The sequence below is a fragment of the Rhizobium sp. SRDI943 genome (genome assembly GCF_057653695.1).
In genome coordinates this window covers 3,845,029-3,863,921 of the sequence record NZ_CM172787.1, presented here as the reverse complement: position 1 = coordinate 3,863,921, position 18,893 = coordinate 3,845,029, and the positions used below count along the sequence as shown (strand labels likewise).

General features: G+C 61.7%; 19 protein-coding genes. 12 read left to right on the top strand and 7 right to left on the bottom strand.

All coding sequences use genetic code 11. From position 1 onward, the window contains the following. Positions 1-10 precede the first annotated feature (10 nt). Both AC245Y_RS19520 and AC245Y_RS19515 read left to right on the top strand, forming a co-directional pair. Positions 11-1,093: an ABC transporter ATP-binding protein gene (locus AC245Y_RS19520; protein WP_012759093.1), complete on the top strand. Its 1,083-nt coding sequence runs from the start codon at positions 11-13 to the stop codon at positions 1,091-1,093. An 18-nt stretch (positions 1,094-1,111) separates the two neighbouring features. Further along, the gene (locus tag AC245Y_RS19515; protein WP_012759092.1) at positions 1,112-1,861 is read left to right on the top strand and encodes a ThuA domain-containing protein; all 750 of its coding nucleotides are present in this window, start codon (positions 1,112-1,114) and stop codon (positions 1,859-1,861) included. 1 nt (position 1,862) lies between these two features. On the opposite strand, the gene AC245Y_RS19510 is transcribed toward AC245Y_RS19515, so the two are convergent. From AC245Y_RS19510 to AC245Y_RS19500, 3 genes are all read right to left on the bottom strand, one after another. Continuing rightward, positions 1,863-2,774: an SMP-30/gluconolactonase/LRE family protein gene (locus AC245Y_RS19510; RefSeq protein WP_017995259.1), complete on the bottom strand. Its 912-nt coding sequence runs from the start codon at positions 2,772-2,774 to the stop codon at positions 1,863-1,865. Positions 2,775-2,869: 95 nt separating this feature from the next. After that, positions 2,870-3,691 carry an SDR family oxidoreductase gene (locus AC245Y_RS19505; protein WP_017995258.1) on the bottom strand — a complete coding sequence of 274 codons (822 nt, stop codon included), beginning with the start codon at positions 3,689-3,691 and terminating at the stop codon, positions 2,870-2,872. A 93-nt stretch (positions 3,692-3,784) separates the two neighbouring features. Beyond that, positions 3,785-4,972, bottom strand: coding sequence for a phytanoyl-CoA dioxygenase family protein (locus AC245Y_RS19500; RefSeq protein WP_012759089.1), 1,188 nt, complete (start codon positions 4,970-4,972; stop codon positions 3,785-3,787). Positions 4,973-5,067: 95 nt separating this feature from the next. Between AC245Y_RS19500 and AC245Y_RS19495 the strand changes: the two genes are divergently transcribed. Together AC245Y_RS19495 and AC245Y_RS19490 are read left to right on the top strand one after the other, a co-directional pair. After that, entirely contained in the window at positions 5,068-6,093 is a 1,026-nt protein-coding gene (locus AC245Y_RS19495; protein WP_017995257.1) for a LacI family DNA-binding transcriptional regulator, read from the top strand. Between the two features lie 66 nt (positions 6,094-6,159). Continuing rightward, positions 6,160-7,377: an adenylate/guanylate cyclase domain-containing protein gene (locus AC245Y_RS19490; protein WP_012759087.1), complete on the top strand. Its 1,218-nt coding sequence runs from the start codon at positions 6,160-6,162 to the stop codon at positions 7,375-7,377. A 17-nt stretch (positions 7,378-7,394) separates the two neighbouring features. On the opposite strand, the gene AC245Y_RS19485 is transcribed toward AC245Y_RS19490, so the two are convergent. The 4 genes from AC245Y_RS19485 to AC245Y_RS19470 form a co-directional block, all read right to left on the bottom strand. After that, complete coding sequence (locus AC245Y_RS19485) at positions 7,395-8,174, bottom strand: SDR family oxidoreductase (protein ID WP_017995256.1); 780 nt, start codon at positions 8,172-8,174, stop codon at positions 7,395-7,397. Positions 8,175-8,262: 88 nt separating this feature from the next. Continuing rightward, the gene (locus AC245Y_RS19480; RefSeq protein WP_012759085.1) at positions 8,263-8,664 is read right to left on the bottom strand and encodes a DoxX family protein; all 402 of its coding nucleotides are present in this window, start codon (positions 8,662-8,664) and stop codon (positions 8,263-8,265) included. 153 nt (positions 8,665-8,817) lie between these two features. Next, entirely contained in the window at positions 8,818-9,966 is a 1,149-nt protein-coding gene (gene dgoD, locus AC245Y_RS19475) for a galactonate dehydratase (RefSeq protein WP_011653629.1), read from the bottom strand. A 66-nt stretch (positions 9,967-10,032) separates the two neighbouring features. Further along, on the bottom strand, positions 10,033-10,788 hold the full coding sequence (locus AC245Y_RS19470) for a FadR/GntR family transcriptional regulator (RefSeq protein WP_017995255.1): 756 nt from the start codon (positions 10,786-10,788) through the stop codon (positions 10,033-10,035). A 213-nt stretch (positions 10,789-11,001) separates the two neighbouring features. On the opposite strand from AC245Y_RS19470, the gene AC245Y_RS19465 reads away from it, so the two are divergent. The 8 genes from AC245Y_RS19465 to AC245Y_RS19430 all read left to right on the top strand — a co-directional run bounded on the left by AC245Y_RS19465 (position 11,002) and on the right by AC245Y_RS19430 (position 18,892). Next, complete coding sequence (locus AC245Y_RS19465) at positions 11,002-11,985, top strand: arabinose ABC transporter substrate-binding protein (protein WP_017995254.1); 984 nt, start codon at positions 11,002-11,004, stop codon at positions 11,983-11,985. A 70-nt stretch (positions 11,986-12,055) separates the two neighbouring features. Beyond that, positions 12,056-13,561: an L-arabinose ABC transporter ATP-binding protein AraG gene (gene araG, locus AC245Y_RS19460; RefSeq protein ID WP_012759083.1), complete on the top strand. Its 1,506-nt coding sequence runs from the start codon at positions 12,056-12,058 to the stop codon at positions 13,559-13,561. 17 nt (positions 13,562-13,578) lie between these two features. Next, a complete protein-coding gene (gene araH, locus AC245Y_RS19455) occupies positions 13,579-14,529 on the top strand; it encodes an L-arabinose ABC transporter permease AraH (protein WP_003543150.1) in 951 nt (316 codons plus the stop codon). After that, entirely contained in the window at positions 14,526-15,416 is an 891-nt protein-coding gene (locus AC245Y_RS19450; RefSeq protein WP_017995252.1) for an aldose 1-epimerase, read from the top strand. The genes araH and AC245Y_RS19450 overlap by 4 nt, the downstream gene beginning before the upstream one ends. After that, positions 15,417-16,196 (top strand): SDR family oxidoreductase, encoded by a 780-nt coding sequence (locus AC245Y_RS19445; protein ID WP_012759080.1) that lies wholly within the window; start codon positions 15,417-15,419, stop codon positions 16,194-16,196. Between the two features lie 207 nt (positions 16,197-16,403). Continuing rightward, on the top strand, positions 16,404-16,835 hold the full coding sequence (locus AC245Y_RS19440) for an OsmC family protein (protein WP_003543147.1): 432 nt from the start codon (positions 16,404-16,406) through the stop codon (positions 16,833-16,835). A gap of 258 nt (positions 16,836-17,093) precedes the next feature. Continuing rightward, entirely contained in the window at positions 17,094-17,702 is a 609-nt protein-coding gene (locus AC245Y_RS19435; RefSeq protein WP_017995250.1) for a TetR/AcrR family transcriptional regulator, read from the top strand. 50 nt (positions 17,703-17,752) lie between these two features. Further along, the gene (locus AC245Y_RS19430) at positions 17,753-18,892 is read left to right on the top strand and encodes an efflux RND transporter periplasmic adaptor subunit (RefSeq protein WP_017995249.1); all 1,140 of its coding nucleotides are present in this window, start codon (positions 17,753-17,755) and stop codon (positions 18,890-18,892) included. The last annotated feature ends 1 nt before the right edge of the window (position 18,893 follow it).

The following is an 18,893-nucleotide window of genomic DNA, read 5'->3' as shown; positions in this document are numbered from 1 at the left end:
AGAGAAACAGATGATCAATCTCAGAAACGTTCGCAAATTCTACGGCGCGCTCGAGGTCATCAAGGGCGTCGACATTACCGTGGAAGACGGAGAATTCGCGGTTTTCGTCGGCCCCTCCGGCTGCGGCAAGTCCACGCTGCTGCGGATGATCGCCGGCCTCGAAGGCATCGATGACGGCGACCTTATCCTCAACGGCAAACGCATCAACGACGTGCCGCCCGACAAGCGCGGCATTGCCATGGTGTTCCAGTCCTATGCGCTCTATCCGCATATGAGCGTTGCCGAAAACATTGGCTTCTCGCTCAGCCTGAAGAAGGTGCCGGAGGCAGAAATCCGCCGGCAGGTGGAAGGTGTCGCCGAAATCCTGCAGCTCACCGACTACCTCGACCGCCGCCCGGCCGCCCTTTCCGGCGGCCAGCGCCAGCGCGTGGCGATCGGCCGCGCCATCATCAAGAAACCGGCGCTGATCCTGTTCGACGAACCGCTGTCGAACCTCGATTCGGCGCTGCGCGTGCAGATGCGCGCCGAGCTGCAACGCCTGCACCGCGAGCTGAAGGCGACGGTCGTCTACGTCACGCACGACCAGGTGGAGGCGATGACGATGGCGGACCGCATCGTCGTGCTGAACAAGGGCGTCGTCGCTCAACAGGGCGCGCCGATGGATCTCTACCATCAGCCGGACAACGAATTTGTCGCAACCTTCATCGGCTCGCCAAAGATGAACGTGCTGCCGATGACGGCGACGCGCCGGGATGGCGGCAAGGTGCATCTGGAAAGCCCGCTCGGCCTTTCCATCGACCTTTCAGACGGCAATGGCGCCGTGCAGCAGGGCGAGGCGAAGCTCGGCATTCGGCCGGAACATCTGAAGCTCGCACCCCAAGGGCAGGGTGATTTTTCGGCCGAGGTCGTCATCGTCGAGCGTTTGGGCGTGGAGACCTATCTGACAGTCGGTTCGCAGCAGCAGCCGATCGTCGTACGCGCCGAAGGCGATATCGCGGTGCGGCCGGGCGATCGTGTGTCGCTGACCGCCGAGCGCGCCGGTTGCCATCTGTTTGATTCCGCCGGCCGGGTAATCCGTTCGGCAACCGCTTGAAACACATCGAGGAATGACATGACAATCAAGGTCACGATCTGGAACGAAGGGCGCCACGAGCAGGTCCACAAGGAAGTTCAGGATATCTATCCTGATCGTATCGACGGAGCGATCGCTGCCGGTATCGCCCACCCCGATTTCGAGGTCCGCCGCGGTACGCTAGACGATCCGGATGAAGGGCTGCCGGATTCCGTGCTCAATGATACCGACGTGCTGCTCTGGTGGGGGCATATGGCGCATGAGGAGGTCAGCGACGGGCTGATCGACCGCGTGCAGCAGCGTGTGCTGAAGGGCATGGGCCTGCTGGTCCTGCATTCCGGCCATCATTCCAAGCTCTTCCGCCGGCTGATGGGGACCAATGCCAACCTTTCCTGGCGCGAGACGCCTGATGGCGACCTGGAGCGCGTCTGGGTGGTCAATCCCTCGCATCCTATCGCCGAGGGGCTGCCGCCCTATTTCGAGGTCAATGCCTCGGAAATGTACGGCGAACCCTTCGACATTCCGCAGCCGGACGAGCTGGTGTTCATCTCCTGGTATTCCGGCGGCGAGGTGTTCCGCAGCGGCTGCACCTTCCAGCGCGGGCGTGGGCGCATCTTCTTCTTCAGCCCCGGCCACGAGACCTACCCGATCTATCACGACAAGACCGTGCATAAGGTGATCTCGAACGGCATCCGCTGGGCGCGGCAGAAACACACCGATGGCCGCATTCTGGAAAACTGGCACCGGGCCGAGCCGCTGCACGGGCGTCCCGACAAAGCGAAGGCCTGATCTATGGATATTGTGCGCCGGTCGTCTTGATATAGATCGAATAGACCGAACGTGTCGCGGTGATGAAGAGCCGGTTTTTCTTGGGGCCGCCGAAGGTGAGGTTGGACACCGTCTGCGGCACCCTGATCTTGCCGAGCAGGGTTCCGTCGGGCGAAAAGCAGTGCACGCCGTCGGAGGCACTCGTCCAGAGATTGCCGGCGACATCGAAACGAAAACCGTCGGGATGGCCGACATCGAGGCTACAGAAGTAGCGGCTGTTGGCAAGCGCCTTGCCGTCGGTGACGTCGAAAACGCGGATATGGCGCGGCACTTCATGTTTTGCGGAGCCGGAATCGGCAATATAAAGCTTCGTCTCATCGGGCGAGAACGCAAGGCCGTTCGGCTGGATGAAATCCTCGACGACGGCGTCGATCGCGCCGCTTGCCGGGTCGATCCGGTAGACATTGCGCGTCGACTGCTCGGGTTCGGCCTTGTGGCCCTCGTAATCCGACAGGATGCCGTAGGTCGGATCGGTGAACCAGACCCCGCCGTCGGAGTGCACGACGACGTCGTTCGGCGAGTTCAGCCGTTTGCCCTGATAGCTGTCGGCGAGAACGGTGATGGTGCCGTCCGTCTCGGTGCGGGTGACACGGCGGCCGCCATGTTCGCAGGAGACCAGCCGGCCCTGCCGGTCGCGGGTATTGCCATTGACGTAGTTGGAGGGTGAGCGGAAGACGGAGACCGTCCCATCCGGTGTCCAGCGCATCATGCGTTCATTCGGGATATCGCTCCAGAGAAGGCAGTTCAGGTCGGAAAACCAGACCGGGCCTTCCGTCCAGCGGCAGCCGGAATAAAGCTCCTCGAGGCCGGCGCTGCCGATGACCATTGCACCGAAGCGTTCGTCGCGGATCTCATAAATCGGATTGTCGCCCATGCCAGTTTCCTCCCTGAATGCTGCCGTTCTTTTCCTAGCGGCAAAAAGCTGGAGGTGCCAGAGCCCGGCGATGGAAATGCCAGGCTCCGGTTTCGTCAGAGGGCCGCGACCGGATGCGGCGAGCCGTCGTAGGCTCCCCAGACCGATTGGTCGAAGCAGATGACCGAGCCGGTCATCAGGCCGGATTCGGAAGACGACAGGTAAGCGCAGGCGCGCGCCACCTCGTGCGGATCGACGAGACGGCCGAAGGGCTGGCTTGCCGCCGCCTTCTCCAGCCAGTCGGCCGGTGCGCCGTGATATTCGCGCTGAATGCGGTCCTCGCCTTCAGAGGCCATCCAACCGATGTTCAGACCATTGACGCGGATGCGGTTGCGCAGGAGCGCATAGGCGGTGTTCTTCGTCAGCGTTTCCAGCGCGCCCTTGGAGGCGCAATAGGCGGCGATGAAGGGCTGGCCGGCTTTGGCCGACATCGAGCCGATGTTGACGATCGTACCCTCGATGTTTTCGCGGCGCATGACCTTCACCGCTTCCTGCATCAGGAAAAACGGCGCGCGAACATTGACGGCGAACATTGCGTCGAAGAGTTCCGGGCTGGTGTCGAGGATGGTGCCGCGATCGGTGATGGCGGCGGCATTGACCAGCGCATCGACACGACCGAAGGTCTCGTCGCAGGCGCGCACGACATTCTGTGCATCCTCGACCTTGCCGAGGTCGGACTTGACGTAGACGATCCTGGCGCCGGTCGCAGCCGAAATCTCCGCCGCCTTCGCCTTGCCCTTGGCTTCGTTGCGGCCGCAGATGACGATGCCTTTTGCACCGCGTTCGGCGAAGAGGCGGGCGATTGTCGCGCCCAATCCTTGCGTGCCGCCGGTGACGATGGCGATCTTGCCGTCAAGGCGGCCGTGGTCTGTGCTCATGTGGTTCCTCCATTGCGATGATGTGCGAATGGCCTCCCGCGGGTGCGGGAGGCTTTTATGTCAGTGCGGATGCAAGAGGCTCAAGCTTCCAAATCAGCTCAGCTTCTTCTGCGCCTGCTCGGCAAGTGCTGCCGTAAAGAGTTCATCGCTCCAGCCTTCTTTCAGCGCCTCATGCATCAGTTGCGCTTGTGTCTTCGGCGCCAGTCCGCCAAGCGGCGGGTCGCGGTCGAGGTTGGTCGGGAAGGAGTAGCCCTCGGCGCAGGCGGCGACGGCGTTGGCGATTTCGTCAGGCGAGAGCCTGCCCAGCAAGGCCTTCAAAGCGGGAAACAGCCTGGCGCTCATCTTCTCGCGGTTGACGGTTTCCATCGCCCGGCCGAAGGCGGAGGAGACCTGCAGGAGGTTGGCGACGCGCTTGATGTCGGCCGAGCGGTTGGTGCCGGCGGCATGGAAAAGGGCGGGATTGAAGAAGACGAGGTCGCCTTTTTCGAGCGGCAGCTGGACATGGTTGGTCTCGAAATAATCCAGGAACTCCTGCCGCTTCAGCGCGAGGTAACCCGGCACATAGGTCTGGCTGTGCGGCAGGAAGAGTGTCGGGCCGCTTTCGAGAGGCATGTCGCAATGGGCGACCGCACCCTGCAATGTCAGCACCGGCGAGAGCCGGTGCACATGCGCCGGGAATTGTTCGATCACCTTTGAGGACTGAAAGCCGAGATGATAGTCGCGATGCGCCGACTGCGCCGAACCGCCCGGATTGACGCGGTTGACCTGCGCCGTCATCTGGTAGCTTGGGCCGAGCCAGGCTTCGCTTGCCAGCGCGATGATGGCGTTGCCGTAATATTCGGCGAAATTTGCCGGATCGGCGAGGCAATGTTTTTCCAGCGAGTTCCAGATACGGTCGTTGGCACCAGGCTTGGCGAAGTGATCGCCGCCGCCGGTCGAAGTGCGGTGCTGTTCCTCGATGATCGCATCGAAGATCGTGCTGGCGCGGTCGATGATGCCGGTGTCTTCGTAAGCGCGCTTGAACACGACGACACCAGGACCTTCGCCGAAGGCATCGCAGATTTCCGCCAGCACGGCGCGTCGGCCTTCTGGCGTTGCGGCCGTCGTCATCACCTTGCGGCTATCATAGATCAGCACGTTTTTTTCGACCGCAGACGCCGAGGGGTAATCGGCAAGTGCCGTCGTCTTTTCCGCAAGGGCGCGAAACTCATCGAGATCGCATGCGTCTTCGCTCAGCCAGACGCGGTCGGCGCGCAGTTTCTGCTGGTTGTCGGTTTTCATGGTGGGCTCCTCCGTCTTTCCAATGGAGGCACTATACGCCGCGATACCAGGTGATATAGATCAGAATTCCATCAAAAAACCATCAGACCGATCGCATGGCACACCTCTTTCTCGTCAAGGATATTGCCTTCCAGGCAGGGCTCAGCACTGCGACCGTCGACCGGGTGCTGAACGGCAGGCCGGGCGTGCGCCGGCAGACCGAGATGCGGGTGAAGGCGGCGATCGCGGAGCTGGAGAAGCAGCAGGCCGGGGCGATGGGCAGCGGGCGGGTGCTGGCAATCGATATCGTCATGGAGACACCGCAGCGTTTCAGCGATGCGGTGCGCGCCGCCTTCGAGGCGGAGATGGCGACCTTTCTGCCGGGCGTCTTCCGCTGTCGCTTCCATTTTGCCGAGGTGATGAAGCCGGCCGAGCTGGCGCAGCTTCTCGATCGCATCCGGCTGCGTGGCACGCACGGCATCGTACTCAAGGCGCCTGACGTCACCGAGGTGGCTGCCGCCGTCGCGCGGGCGGATGCGACCGGCATTCCGGTCGTGACGCTGGTGACCGACCTGCCGAATTCGGCCCGCATCGCCTATGCCGGCGCCGACAACCGGGCAGCGGGAGAGACCGCCGCCTATCTGATCGGCGAATTTCTCGGGGCTGGCGGCGGCAAGGTGCTGGTGACCCTGTCGAGCGGACGCTTCCGTGGCGAGGAGGAGCGCGAAATCGGCTTTCGCCGCGTCATCCGCGCCCGTTATCCCGACATCGGCATTACCGAAATCAGCGAGGGGCACGGCACCGATGCTGCGACGGGAACGCTTGCCGCGGCAGCGCTTGCCGCCGATCCCACCATCAACGCCGTCTATTCGATCGGCGGCGGCAACCGGGCGGTGCTTGCGGCCTTCGACGCGGCCAAACGCCCCGTCCGCGTTTTCGTCGCCCATGATCTCGACTCGGATAATCGCGCCCTGCTTGCGGCGCGTCGGATCGGCTTCGTGCTGCATCATGATCTCAGAACCGATGCGCGTTCGGCCTTCCGGGCGATCATGAGCCGCGCGACTGCCTTGCCGCGCGCGGTTACGCCCTCGCTTTCATCAGTCGAAATCGTCACGCCCTACAATATGCCCGCGGCCGATTGAGCCAATTGGCTTTCCTTCGATGCCGAATTCGGGCTACAGCTTTGACACGAGTGAAGGTGAGTGGGCATGGATTACAGCGACGTCAGCACGATTGCAGCCTGGATCACGGAGCAGGGACTGAAAGGCGTTTCGGAAGCCGAACTCATGACCGGTTTCTGCTCGGCTTGCCGGGACGCCGGCCTACCGCTCGACCGCGGTCTGGCGCTGATGGATACGCTGCATCCGGTGCATGAGGGCCGCGCCTTCCGCTGGGACAGCATCGAGGAAATCCAGACCGAGTTCGAATATGGTCCGACAATCTCGGGGGAGGCGGCGTCGAACTGGCAGCGTTCGGCCTTCTATCATCTTTGGTCTCGCAACGAGCGGGAGATACGCCGGCGTCTCGGCTTCGGCGATCCGATCGATTTCTCCATGCTCGATACGATCGCTGAAGCCGGTCACACGGATTTCGTGGCGATGATGCATCGTTTTTCCGAGGCCGGCACGATCGGCGAGATGGATTGCTTCTTCTCGCATTTCGCGACGAAACATCCTGAGGGCTTTTCCGATCACGACCTCGCCATCCTGCGCAAGCTGGTGCCGGTGTTGGGGCTGGCGATCAAATGTATCGCGCTCGGGCGTATCGCCCGCACAATCGCCGAGGTCTATCTCGGCGAGGACGCCGCGCGCCAGGTGATGGAAGGCAAGATCAGCCGCGGCAAATCGGAACGGATTTCCGCTGCACTCTGGTTTTCCGACCTGCTGAACTACACCAAGATCTCCGACAGCGTGCCGCCGGAGGAGATCATCCCGCTGCTCAACGACTATAGCGAGGCGGTGATCACGGCGGTCCACGAGTCCGGCGGCAACGTGCTGAAGCTGATCGGCGACGGTGTGCTCGCCATCTTTAAGGGCGAGGTGCCGGCGGAGACATGTCGTGCGGCGCTGAGTGCCGAATCGTTGCTGCGGGAAAAGCTGACCACGCTGAATGCCGCGCGTGCGGCCGACGGCCGGGCGACGACCGACGTCTATATCGGCCTGCATATCGGCGATGTCTTCTACGGCAATATCGGGAGCCAGGACCGGTTGGACTTCACCGTCATCGGACCTGCCGTCAACGAGGTCAGCCGGATCGCCTCGATGTGTCGTTCCGTCGATCTCAACCTGTTGATCTCCTCCGATTTCGCCGCGGTGATACCGGAGCAGCAGCGTACCGCACTCGCCTGCGTCGGACGCTATGCGTTGCGCGGCGTGCAGCGCGCGCAGGAACTCTACACCCTCGACAGTGCCCGGCTGAACGGCTGAGTTCCTGACTGCAAGGGCTATCGCAACAGGCCCTGGCCGCCGTCGATCCAGATCGGCGTACCGGTGATGTGTCGGGCGCGCTCGGAGGCGAGGAAAAGGATTGTTTCGGCGACATCTTCGCTCTTGCCTGTCTTGCCGCCGGCAATCGGAATATCCCCCTCAGGCCAGATGACCGGAACCTCCGTCTCCTCGCGGTGGCGGCTGTCGGTATTGGCGCCGATATTGGTCTCGATCTCGCCGGGGCAGACGGCATTGACGCGGATGCCGTGTCGGCCGAGTTCGAGGGCGAGCTGCTGGACCATGGCGACCTGGCCGGCCTTGGTTGCGGTGTAGGCGGTGGCACCGGGCGTGGTGAAGGTGCGGGTGCCGTTGATCGAGGAGACGACGATGATCGAACCGCCATGGCGCTTCAGATGCGGAACCGTCAGATGCAGGGTGAGATAGGTGCCGCGCAGATTGACGGCGATGGTCTTGTCCCATTCATCCGGCTTCAGATCGTCGATCGGCGCCCAGACACCGTTGATCCCAGCATTGGCGACAACGATGTCGAGGCCGCCGAAGGTGTCGGTCAGTTGCGCGACGGCGCCCCGCATTTGAGCTTCGTCGCTGGTATCTGCCGTCAGCGCGATCGACTGGCCGCTGGCGGCCTTGATCTCGGCGCAGGTCTTTTCGACCTCGTCGGCGGTGCGGCTCAATGCTGCGACCCTTGCCCCCTCGGCAGCGAGCCGCAAAGCGGCCGCTTTGCCGATGCCGGAACCGGCGCCTGTTACCAATGCGATCTTTCCCTTCAGCTCCATGGGCGGGCTCTCCTTGCCGTTTTGCCGGTAGGCCAATGTTCGGCACGGCTCTTGGTTCCGAAGGAGAGCAGGTCGCTAGAGCGCGGTGCTAGAGCCTCCTGAGGAGGGTATGGCTCAGCGCCCATCTCTCCGGCCCGTGGACGGCGGCAAAGAGCAGACCGGCGAGGAAGGTAAAGTGATCGATGAAGAAGCCGAACTCGGCCTGGTTCTGTTGCCAATGGGACGGACCGTGGAAGGCGAAAGCGAGGAAGATCACATAGATGGCTGCGAGCAGGCTGGCCTCGGTGAAGAAGGCTCCTGATATGAAAGCGAGCGCCAGCGCGATCTCGAAGAAGGCGGCGATCCAGGTAAGGAATGTCGCCATCGGAAAGCCCGCGGCAGTGATATAGCCCGCCGTTGCGCCGATATCGGCGAACTTGAAGCCGGCGGCCATGAAGAAGACGAAGCTGAAGATGATGCGGGCGACGATGATTGCGATTGCTCTGGCCATCCTGAAATCTCCTCTTTGAGCTTCCACTATGACGGACGGGACACGCGATATCCTACACGGGGAATGAAAAAGGGCCGCTCGCGCGACCCTATCACTTTGAGTTGCGCATAATCCTTTCCGAAAATCGGCTCCGATTTTCGGGGTTATGCGCTTTCACCACTCGGCGAAGCTGCCGTCGGCATGCCGCCAGATCGGGTTGCGCCAGCGGTGGCCCTCCTTGGCGCGTTCGATGACATAGGCCTCGTCGACCTCGATGCCGAGACCCGGACCCTGCGGGATCGAGACGAAACCATCGGCATACTGGAACACCTCCTTGTTGGAGATGTAGTCGAGGATGTCGTTGCCCTTGTTGTAGTGGATGCCGAGGCTCTGTTCCTGGATGAAGGCATTGTAGCTGACGGCATCGACCTGCAGGCAGGCGGCAAGCGCGATCGGACCCAGTGGGCAATGCGGCGCCAGCGCCACGTCATAGGCTTCGGCCATGGCTGCGATCTTGCGGCATTCGGTGATGCCGCCGGCATGGGAGAGATCCGGCTGGATGATGTCGACATAACCGTCGGAGAGAACCTGCTTGAAGTCCCAACGCGAAAAGAGGCGTTCACCCAGCGCAATCGGCGTCGAGGTGTGGTTGACGATATCGCGCAGCGCTTCCTTGTTTTCGGAAAGCACCGGCTCTTCGATGAACATCAGCTTGTAGGGATCGAGCTCCTTGGCGAGAACCTTCGCCATCGGCTTGTGGACGCGGCCGTGGAAATCGACGCCGATGCCGATATGCGGGCCGATCGCCTCGCGGATAGCGGCGATGGTCTCGACCGCCTTCTCCACCTTTTCGTTGGTGTCGACGATCTGCATTTCCTCGCAGCCATTGAGCTTGATCGCCTTGAAACCGCGGGCCACCACTTCCTTGGCATTGTTGGCGACATCCGAGGGACGGTCGCCGCCGATCCAGGAATAGACTTTGATGCGATCACGGAGCTGGCCGCCGAGCAGGGAATGGATCGGCTGGCCGAGCGCCTTGCCCTTGATGTCCCACAGCGCCTGGTCGATGCCCGAGATTGCGCTCATGTGGACGGCGCCGCCGCGATAGAAGCCGCCGCGATACATCACGGTCCAGTGGTCTTCGATCAGGAAAGGATCCTTGCCGATCAGGTAGTCTTCCAGCTCATGGACGGCGGCCTGAACGGTGAGCGCACGGCCTTCGACGACCGGCTCGCCCCAGCCGACGATGCCTTCATCGGTCTCGACCTTCAAAAACAGCCAGCGCGGGGGAACGATATAGGTGGTGAGTTTGGTGATCTTCATCGCTGTTCTTTCAGTCTCTTCCCGGGTTTGCGATCGGCGGCGCGTCCGCAGATTTGTCGTGATCGGTCATTTCGTTCTGCCGATCGCTTTTTCGGCGGCGGCAAGATCGCGCACTGCAAGATCGAGCATGCGGTTGGCGCATTCGCGGGCGCCCGCCTTGTCGCGCATGCGCAGGGCCTCGACCAGCTGGCCGTGAACGAGCACCGCATCCTCGCGATTCTCGACGCCGATATTGGAGGCATGCAGCGCATATTTCAGTGCCGCGTGAATGGCGCTCGACAGGCGGCGGAAGACCTGATTGTGGCTGGCGGTGAGCAGCACCGTGTGGAACATGACGTCGGCATCGGTAAAGCTTTCCGGGTCGCGAGCGCTGTCGCGCATCTGCCGCCAGGCATTGTCGAGATCGGCGATCTCCTGGGCGCTGGCGCGCTCGGCGGCATATTCGGCGGCTGCCGGCTCGATGGTGCGGCGGGCCTCGAGGATGCAGCCGAGCAGGTCGAAATCCTTGATATAGGGACCCATCCATTCAAGCACGTCAGCGTCCAGGATATTCCAATCGTCCTTGTCGCAAACGGTGGTTCCGATGCGTGGCTTACCGCGGACGAGGCCTTTGGATTCCAGCACTTTCAGCGATTCGCGAATGACGGTGCGGCTGACGCCGTAGAGCTCGCAGAGATCGTTCTCGCGGGGCAGCGGTGAGCCCGCGGGATAGCGGTCCGCACAGATATCCTGAGCGATCGCCGCCGTGACGTTGCGGCGTACGCGCGGGCGGCGCTCGATGCGGCGGCTTTCGGCCCCGCCCTGTCGCTCGATTGTTTCCAACTCACCTCTCCGCTCTGTCTCGCGTGCGAAGCAATCGAACCTGATTATCCGAATTCGATCCGCTTTGCGACGCTTCCTCCCGGCATCTCGTCAATAATCCTATTATTCCAATCATCATACATTGGCAATTGACTGGTATGATGATTTATCATAATTCATTGGACGTTGCCTGGGAGGCAGCTGCTCGGTTTTTGAGAGTTTAGGGAGAGAGACATGCGCTTGTTCAAAGCAGCCATTCTGGCTGGCACTTTCGCCATTCTGGCAGCCGGCTCGGCATTTTCCGCGGACGTCAAGATAGGGTTCATCGTCAAGCAGCCCGAGGAGCCTTGGTTCCAGGACGAATGGAAATTCGCCGACCAGGCCGCCAAGGAAAAAGGCTTCACCGTCGTCAAGATCGGCGCCGAAGACGGCGAGAAGGTCCAGTCGGCGATCGATAATCTCGGTGCCCAGGGTGCGCAGGGCTTCATCATCTGCACGCCCGATGTCAAGCTCGGCCCCGGCATTGTCGCCAAGGCCGAAGCCAACCAGCTGAAGCTGATGACGGTCGACGACCGCCTCGTCAGCGCCGACGGCAAGCCGCTGGAAGACGTGCCGCATATGGGCATTTCAGCCACCAAGATCGGCGAGACCGTCGGCCAGGCGATCGTCGACGAAATCAAGAAGCGCGGCTGGGACATGAAGAATGTCGGCGCCGTGCGGGTCTCCTATGACCAGCTGCCGACCGCCGTCGACCGCGTCGAAGGCGCGATGTCGGTGCTGAAGGCCGCCGGCTTCCCGGCCGAAAACATCTATGATGCGCCACAGGCGAAGACGGATACGGAAGCGGCGCTCAACGCGGCAACCACCGTTTTCAACAAACATGCCGACGTGAAATACTGGGTCGCCTTCGGCCTCAACGACGAAGCCGTCCTCGGCGCCGTCCGTGCTTCCGAATCGGTCGGCATTCCGGCGGCCAACGTCATCGGTGTCGGCATCGGCGGTGCGGAATCGGCGATCAACGAGTTCAAGAAGCCGGCGGCGACGGGCTTCTTCGGCACCGTCATCATCTCGCCGAAGCGTCACGGCTATGAGACGGCGCTCAACATGTATGACTGGATCGCCAACGACAAGGAGCCGGAAAAGCTGACGTTGACCTCCGGTTCCCTGGCACTGCGCGGCGATTTTGAAAAGGTCCGCAAGGATCTTGGCATCGAGTGATCGTCCTTCCAAGATGATGTCGTCCGGCGGCCGCCTAGCGTGCCGCCGGGTCCTTCTCGGTGGAGCAATGATGGCTTTCCTCGAATTCAGCAATATCTCCAAGGGTTATCCCGGCGTGCAGGCGCTGGCGAATGTGTCCTTCACTGTCGAGAAGGGTGCCGTCCACGGCTTGATGGGTGAAAACGGCGCCGGTAAATCGACGCTGATCCGGGTACTGTCCGGCGATCAGGCCGCCGATGCCGGCAACATCCTCATCGACGGCGAGGAGCAGAGATACGGGTCCGTCCGCGACGCCTTCCATGCCGGCGTCATCGTCATCCATCAGGAACTGCAACTCGTTCCGGAGTTGACCGTCGCCGAAAATCTCTGGCTCGGACGCTTTCCGGCCAAGGGCGGCGTCATCCATACGAAAGTGCTGATCGAGACGGTGCGGTCGAAGCTCGAGGAGATCGGCATCGATGTCGATCCGTCGGCCAAGGTCGCCTCGCTTTCGATCGGTGCGCGGCAGATGGTCGAGATCGCCAAGGCCGTCATGCTCGATGCACGGGTGATCGCGCTCGACGAGCCGACCTCCTCGCTTTCCTCGCGCGAAAGCGAAATCCTGTTTTCGCTCATCGACAGGCTGAAGGCGCAGGGAACGGTCATTCTCTACGTCTCGCATCGTCTCGATGAGATCTTTCGTCTTTGCGACAGCCTGACGGTGCTGCGCGACGGCAAGCTTGCCGCCCACCATCCTCAGATCGCCGAAACCACGCGCGAGCAGATCATCTCGGAAATGGTCGGACGCGAGATCAGCAATGTCTGGGGATGGCGCGAACGTCCGTTCGGCGGCATTCGGCTGGAGGTCAACGGCCTGTCGGGGCCGAGGCTGCGCCATCCGATCAGCTTTTCCGTCCGCGAGGGCGAAATCCTCGGTTTCTTCGGCCTGATCGGCGCTGGCCGTAGCGAGATGGCGCGGCTGCTTTACGGCGCCGATGCCAGGCATCAGGGCCAGGTGACCATCGACGGCGTTGCCGTTTCGCCGAACAATCCGAAAGCGGCGATCAATGCCGGCATGGTGCTTTGCCCCGAGGACCGCAAGTTCGACGGCATCGTCCAGGGCCGATCGATCGAAGAAAATATCGCGATCTCGTCACGCCGGCACTTTTCGCCCTTCGGCATTCTGAGCCCGAGACAAGAGGCGGCGCTGGCAGATCGGTTCATCGCCAAGCTTCGGGTGCGAACACCGTCGCGCAAGCAGGACATCATCAATCTATCGGGCGGCAACCAGCAGAAGGTCATTCTCGGCCGCTGGCTGTCCGAGCAGGGGATCAAGGTGCTGGTCATCGACGAGCCGACGCGCGGCATCGATGTCGGGGCGAAATCGGAAATCTACGAAATTCTCTATGAGCTTGCGGCCGGCGGCATGGCGATCGTGGTGATCTCCAGCGAGTTGCCCGAAGTCATGGGCATCTCCGATCGCATCATGGTGATGTGCCAGGGCAGGGTGGCGGCCAACGTCGCCCGTCCGGATTTCGACGAGCGCAGCATCCTGACGGCAGCGCTTCCCGACAAGAATGCCGCAGGCACCCTTTAGAATTGGGAATACGGACGATGAATTCGTTGAAAAAAATTCTCCTCGGCGAACAAGGGCTGGTGGTGATCTTTGCTGCCGCCTTCGTGATCGTCTCGCTCTTCGTTCCGAACTTCCTGACCGAGCGAAACATGCTGGGGCTGCTGCAGTCGGTCGTCACGATCGGCATCGTTGCCTGCACGATGATGTTCTGCCTGGCGTCGCGCGATTTCGACCTTTCGGTTGGATCGATCGTCGCCTTCTCCGGCATGATCGCGGTGATGGTCTCGAATGCGACGGGCTCCATTCCCGTCGGGCTGCTCGCCGCCCTGCTTTGCGGCGCCGTCGTCGGTTTCGTCAATGGTATCGTCATTGCGCGGTTTCGCATCAATGCGCTGATCACCACGCTTGCGACCATGCAGATCGTGCGCGGGCTGGCGCTGATCGCTTCCGATGGCCGCGCCGTCGGCATCAACGATCCCGCCTTCTACCAGCTTGCCCTGTCGCGATTTCTCACCGTGCCGACGCCGATCTGGATCATGCTGATCCTTTTCATCCTCTTCGGTTTCGTGCTCAACCGCACCGTCTTCGGCAAGAACACCCTGGCGATCGGCGGCAATCCGGAGGCCTCGCGGCTTGCCGGCGTCAATGTCGTCAATATGCGGATCTGGATCTTTGCCCTGCAGGGTCTCGTCTGCGGCATTGCCGGCATCCTGCTTGCCTCGCGCATCACCTCCGGCCAGCCGAATGCAGCGACAGGGCTTGAGCTTTCGGTGATTTCGGCCTGCGTTCTCGGCGGTGTTTCGCTGGCCGGCGGCCGGGCGGCGATGAGCGGCGTCATTGTCGGCGTGCTGATTATGGGCATCGCCGAAAACGTCATGAACCTCTTGAATATCCAGGCGTTCTATCAGTATGTGGTACGCGGGCTGATCCTGCTGATCGCAGTGTTGCTCGACAATTTGAGGTCTTCGGCTGCGGGACGGCGCGGATGAACCAGGGACAAACCGGCGATGACATCGAACTGAGGCACGGCGATCTCGCCGTCCGGGTCAGCCCTCGGGGTGCCGCCGTCACCGCCGCGACCTATCGAGGCGTGCCCTTTCTCGTGGCGGCCGGCGGGCCGGAGGGCGCGATGGCGAATTTCGCGATGGTGCCGTTCGGCAACCGCGTGGAAGGCAATATCATGTCCTTTGCCGGACGCGACTATGCCTTCCAGCCGAATACTTCCGATCCGCTCTATCGGCACGGCGACGGCTGGCTCAGCCTCTGGCAGCTTGAAGACTCCAGCCCGGAGCATGCGCAGTTCTGCTTTTCCCGCAGCGCCGACGGGGTTTCACCCTATGCCTATCTTACCCGGCAGGAGATCCGTCTCGCCGGCAATGCTCTGGTGCTGAGGCTTTCCGTGGAAAACCGAGGCGAAACCGCTCTTCCCTTCGGGCTCGGTCAACATCCCTTCTTCGCGCGCACGCCAAAGACGCGACTGACGATTGCGGCCGATCGCTATTGGAGCGAGCGGCCGGACCATCTTCCGGAGATGCCTGGCTCTGTGCCGGACTATTTCGATTTCAGATCCGAAAAGCTTTTGCCGCAGAGATGGATGAACAATGCCTTCGAGGGTTGGAATGGGCGGGCTGCGATCGCCTGGCCGGAACTTGGAATTCAGGCGGGGCTGGAAGCCGACGGTGCGCTCGATCGCTTCATGCTGTATATGCCGGTCAACCGGAGCGACTTCTTCTGCCTCGAACCGATGAGCCATCTGCCGAACGGCCACCATCTGCCTGATTTCGGTGGGCTCGCGCCGCTTGCGCCGGGGGAGGCGCTTGCCGGCACGGTGACGATCCTGATGTCGGCGCTGCCGGTTCGGTCGGAGGAGGGATAGATGGGCGGCCGTCTGCAAGGCAAGAACATCCTGATAACAGGTGCTGCGCAGGGTATCGGGCTTGCGATGGCGAAGGCTTTCATGCGGGAGGATGCCGCCGTCTTCCTCGTTGATCGCGATGCGGCGCTGCTGGCGCGGGCGGCGAAAGAGCTCCAGAGCAGTGGTGGCCGGCTTGGTTATCTGCCGGCCGATATTACCGATGCCGGGACGATCACGACATTGGTCGCTCAGGCGAATGAAGAAATCGGACAGCTGAACGCGCTCGTCAACAATGCCGGGGTGAATGTCTTTGCCGAACCGCTCGAGACGACGGACGAGGAGTGGAACCGCTGCTTCGACATCAATCTGAAGGGCGCATGGAACTGCTGCAAGGCGGTGCTGCCGGGCCTGATCGAACAGGGCGGCGGCGTTATCCTCAACATCGCCTCGACGCACGCTTTCACCATCATCCCGCATACATTTCCCTATCCGCTGGCAAAACACGCCCTGCTCGGAATGACGAAATCCTTGGGGCTCGAATATGCCGCCCGCAATATCCGCGTCAACGCGCTGGCGCCGGGCTATGTCTCGACTCAGAAGGTGATCGATTACTGGAACGGCTTTCCCGATCCGGAGGCGGCAAAGGCCGAAACGATGAAACTGCATCCCGGCGGTCGCATCGCGACGCCGGAGGAGATTGCCATGGCGGCCGTGTTCATGATCTCCGACGAGTGCCCGTTCATCAATGCCACCTGCCTGACGATCGACGGCGGCCTCAGCGTGCTGCAGCATCCTGCCTGAAGGGCTTCGATCCCGCTATTTTTACAAGCCTGTCGTCTTCTCGGGATAGAGCATTATATTGCCCATCGGGAAGGCTATCTGATCTCCCGCAGGCACGGAGCGGCCCCCGCCGCTTTCTGGAAACAGTTGGAGCATGATGTTGTCCGAAAACCGCGCACGCTTTTCGACATCATGCTCTGAAAGCACAATCGAAAACAGGAGGACGGCATGCAGATCAATCGCACGGCTTCGGCTCATTGGACCGGTGGCCTCAAGGACGGAAAAGGCCTGATCTCGACGCAGAGCGGCGCCCTGAAGGATTACCCCTACGGCTTTGCGAGCCGCTTCGAAGGTGTTGCCGGCACCAACCCGGAAGAACTGATCGGTGCCGCCCATGCCGGCTGCTTCACCATGGCGCTGTCGTTGATCCTCGGTGAAGCCGGCTTTACCGCCGAGCATATGGAAACCTCCGCCAAGGTGACGCTCGAAAGCGTCGAGGGCGGTTTTGCCATTACCGCCATCCATCTCTCGCTCTCCGGCCGTATTCCCGGTGCCGATGAGGCGACCTTCACCGAACTCGCCAACAAGGCAAAGGCCGGCTGCCCGGTTTCGAAGGCGCTCGCCTCCGTTCCGATCACACTCGACGTCAAGGTCGTCTGACCCGTCACTCCATTGACGAAGTGCCGCGCGCTTCTCGCCGCGGCACTTTCCATTTTGCTGCCCCCATTGTCAGGGTCCGCCTATTCCGACGTCATCGGCTGTCGGACAGGCCTTCTCACCATTCATCGAGTTATCGCTTCCGCCGGGCTCGTCCGGCGAGACCTTGTGCTGCGCCCCAGTATATTGACAAGTAACGTCTGATATTTTATGACTGACGAAATTCGAAAATCGTCAGTCATAATTCGGGTCTCGAAAATCATGAACGACATCGCGGAAAATACGCTCGACATCACGCGGCAGGAGAATGTCACGCGCATTCTGGATGCAGCCGAGCGGCTGTTTCGGCACTATGGCTACAGCAAGACGACGGTGGCCGACATTGCCCGTGATCTCGGCATGTCGCCGGCCAATATTTATCGTTTCTTCGCCTCCAAGGTGGAAATCCACCAAGCGCTCTGCGGCCGCATGCTCGCCACCGCTTACCAGATGGCTTACGACATCCGCCATCAGCCGATCAGCGCCAGCGAACGGCTGCGCCGCTATGTCGAGACCCAGCATCAGTTGACGCTGGATGTGATGCTCGACGAGATGAAGGTGCACGAGATGATCATTGTCGCGATCGATCGCGACTGGCACGTCATCGAAAAACACATCGATCGCATTCATGATCTCATTGCCGAAATCATTGCTGAAGGCATTGCAGCCGGCGAGTTCGCCGAGCAGGACCCGGTCGTTGCCTCGCGCTGCTTCGGCGCGGCGACGAACACGCTCTGCCATCCGCAGATGGTGGCGCAATGTCTTGCCAAAACCAACCGCGCGAGCGTCGACGAACTGATCGACTACGTGATCAGGGCGCTGAAGAAATAATGGACGGCAGCCGCCGTCGGAACCCCCGAAACGATCCAGGAGTGCGGAAGATGTTTTCGCTCAAGACCCTCAGCCATCGCATGCCGTCCGTCGCCAGTCTCGTGCTCTTCGGCGCCATCGGCATCGGCGTTTCCGCCTGCTCGGAAGAGAAGGCTGAGGTCAAGCAAGTCATTCGGCCGGTGAAGGTCGTCGAGATCGCCAAGGCCGGCGACACCCGCAAGCTCGACTATTCGGGCTCGGTCAAGGCGCGCACGGAGATGAACCTAGGATTTCGCGTCGCCGGCAAGATCACCGAACGCCTCGTCGATATCGGCGACAAAGTGAAGCCGGGCGACGTGCTCGCTCGGATGGACTCCACCGATTACCAGCTGGCGGTCAAGACGGCGGAAGCCAATCTCGCAGCCGCTGAAAAAGGCGTCGAAACCGCCGATCTCGTGAACAAGCGCAATCAGCAGCTGTTCGACAAGAATGTTTCGCCGAAATCCCAGCTCGAGCAAGCGTCGCTCAGCTACGATCAGGCCGTTTCAAGCCGCGATGCCGCCGTCTCGGCGCTCGATCAGGCGAAGAACCAGGTGAGTTATGCGGAGCTGAAGGCCGACCACAACGGGATTGTCACGACGATCAATGCCGATGTCGGCCAGGTCGTTGCGTCGGGCACTCCCGTCGTCGCCGTTGCCGTCGACGGCGAAAAGGAAGTGCAGATTGCGGTTCCGGAAAACGACATTGCCGAATTCAAGCCGGGCAAGACAGTCAAAGCCAGCTTCTGGGCTGACGACAGGCTGGTGCTCGACGGCAAGGTGCGCGAGGTTTCCGGCAGCGCCGACCAGCAGTCGCGTACCTTTGCGGTTCGGGTGAGCCTGCCGAACGATCCGCAGGTGTTGCTCGGCATGACGGCGACGATAGAGGCCGATGTTAGCAACGGCAACAGCTATGTCTCGATCCCGCTCAGCGCCCTGGCTGAAAAGGACGGCAAGCAGATGGTCTGGACCGTCGACCGCGACACGGCGACCGTGCACGGCCGTGACATCAAGGTTGCCGACTTCACCGGCGACGGCGTGCATGTGACCGAGGGTCTCGATACCGGCGATCTCGTCGTTTCGGCCGGCGCGCAGTTCATGAGCGAAAACCTGAAGGTGAAGGTGCCGGACCAGCAATCGGCCCTGGCCGCCACGGACCAGACCGTCCGCTGAT